The organism is Hydrogenophaga sp. (assembly GCF_051007235.1).
Lineage (GTDB): Bacteria > Pseudomonadota > Gammaproteobacteria > Burkholderiales > Burkholderiaceae_C > Hydrogenophaga.
Map to the genome: position 1 here is coordinate 1 of NZ_JBPCSJ010000556.1, position 2,429 is coordinate 2,429.

Here is a 2,429-nt window from a genome sequence, read left to right on the forward strand (position 1 = left end):
CCTGCGTCGGTGCCTCGCGCGAATCGGTGCGCGAGAAGCTGGCGCTGTTCCGGTCCATGGGTCTGCGCCGGCTGGTGGCGCTGCGGGGTGACCTGCCCAGTGGCTACGGCAGCATGGGCGAGTTCCGCTACGCAGCCGATCTGGTGGCCTTCATCCGCGCCGAGACGGGCGACCACTTCCACTTGGAAGTGGCGGCCTATCCCGAGATGCACCCGCAGGCCAAGTCGCCCGAGGCCGACCTGCAGGCCTATGTGGCCAAGGTCAAGGCGGGGGCCAGTTCGGCGATCACGCAGTTCTTCTTCAACACCGACGCGTACTTCCGTTTCGTGGACGACGCGCACAAGCTGGGCGCGGACGTGCCGGTGGTGCCGGGCATCATGCCCATCATCAATTCCAGCGGCCTCTTGCGTTTTGCCGAGAGCTGCGGCGCCGAGGTGCCGCGCTGGATCCGCCTGCGCCTGCAGGCTTTTGGTGACGACACCGAGTCCATCAAGGCCTTTGGCCTGGACGTGACGACCGACCTGTGTGACCAACTGCGCAACGCCGGTGTGCCGGCGCTGCACTTCTACACCATGAACCAGAGCGTGGCGACGCTGGAGATCGTCAAACGGCTGCAGTTGGGCTAAGGTGGCGGGCAGGCGCACAACAACAGGAGGATCGCCATGCCCCACTCGTCCCGTCGTCTGATCCGCAGCCGCCCGCGTCCGCGCACGGCGTCTGCCTTGCTGGCGTTCGCACTGGCCGGGTGTGCCGTGCCCCACAAGGCGCCGGCCCCCGTGCAGGCGAGCACCGCTCCGCTGGCGCCGTCGCCCGCGTCGCAGGGCCGACCCGAGCCGGTGGTGGCGAGTGCTGTTGCGCACCCTCGTGCACCGGCATCCCTTCCCCCGATCGCTCCGCTGGGCGAGCCGCTGGTGCTGATCGCGCCGCTGGACGGCGGAGAGACCATCTCCGCCGCCGATGCCCAGCAGGCCGCGTTGGACGCCAAGTCCGGTAAACCGCTGGCGCAGGGTCTGGCGTCCTGGTACGGGCCGGGCTTTCACGGGCGCCGCACCGCCAACGGCGAGCGCTACGACATGCACGCGCTGACCGCCGCCCACAAGACCCTGCCGTTCGGCACCAAGGTGCGTGTGCGCAGCGTGTACACGGGCAAGGAGGTGGTGGTGCGCATCAACGACCGCGGCCCCTACAAGCACAGCCGCATCATCGACCTGAGCCTGGGCGCGATCAGCGCGCTGGGCCTGCGCCACCGCGGCGTGACCGAGGTGGTCTTGCTGCGAGAATGACCGCTGCTGCGCGGTGCTCACGGCGTGGCAACCCCAACACCCAGGAGACCCGCAAGATGAAAATCGAGACCATCGCCGTGCACGGCGGTTACAGCCCGGACCCGACCACCAAGGCCGTGGCCGTGCCGATCTACCAGACCGTGGCCTACGCGTTCGACGACACGCAGCACGGTGCCGACCTGTTCGACCTCAAGGTCGCCGGCAACATCTACAGCCGCATCATGAATCCCACCAACGGCGTGCTCGAAGCGCGCCTGGCCGCGCTTGAAGGCGGCATCGGTGCGCTGGCCATGGCCTCGGGCATGGCGGCCATCACCGCAGCCATCCAGACCATCGCCGAGAGCGGCGACAACATCGTTTCTGCCAGCACGCTGTACGGCGGCACCTACAACCTGTTCGCCCACACCCTGCCGCAGCAGGGCATCACGGTGCGCTTTGCCGACCCGCGCGACCCGGCGGCGTTCGCCGCGCTGATCGATGACAAGACCAAGGCGATCTACTGCGAGTCCATTGGCAACCCGCTGGGCAATGTGACCGACATCGGTGCGCTGGCCAAGGTGGCGCACGCGGCCGGCGTGCCGCTGATCGTGGACAACACGGTGACCAGCCCCTACCTGTGCCGCCCGTTCGAACACGGCGCCGACATCGTGGTGCACTCGCTCACCAAATACCTCGGCGGCCACGGCACCACCATCGGCGGTGCCATCGTGGACAGCGGCAAGTTCCCGTGGGCTGAGCACAAGGCGCGCTTCAAGCGCCTGAACGAACCCGACGTGAGCTACCACGGCGTGGTCTACACCGAGGCGCTGGGTGCCGCTGCCTACATTGGCCGTGCGCGCGTGGTGCCGCTGCGCAACATGGGCGCCGCGCTCTCGCCCATGAACGCGTTCCAGATCCTGCAGGGCATCGAGACCCTGGCGCTGCGCATGGACCGCATCTGCGTCTACGCGGTCAAGATCGCCACGCACCTGCAGAACCACCCCCAGGTGGCCTGGGTCAACTACGCCGGCCTGCCCGGCCACAAAGACAACGCGCTGGTGCAACAGTACATGGGCGGCCGAGCGTCGGGGATCATCAGTTTTGGTCTGAAGTCGGCGGACGCCATCGCGGCCGGCACGCGCTTCCAGGACGCGCTGCAGCTCTTCA

General features: G+C 68.1%; 3 protein-coding genes. All 3 read left to right on the plus strand.

Annotated elements, in window-relative coordinates:
* Positions 1 to 626 (plus strand): methylenetetrahydrofolate reductase (locus ACR2JA_RS19710; protein ID WP_434010758.1); only part of this gene is annotated, 626 nt, incomplete at its 5' end.
* Between the two features lie 36 nt (positions 627 to 662).
* Complete coding sequence (locus tag ACR2JA_RS19715; RefSeq protein WP_434010759.1) at positions 663 to 1,283, plus strand: septal ring lytic transglycosylase RlpA family protein; 621 nt, start codon at positions 663 to 665, stop codon at positions 1,281 to 1,283.
* Between the two features lie 56 nt (positions 1,284 to 1,339).
* On the plus strand, positions 1,340 to 2,429 hold a 1,090-nt coding region (locus ACR2JA_RS19720), incomplete at its 3' end, for an O-acetylhomoserine aminocarboxypropyltransferase/cysteine synthase family protein (protein ID WP_434010760.1).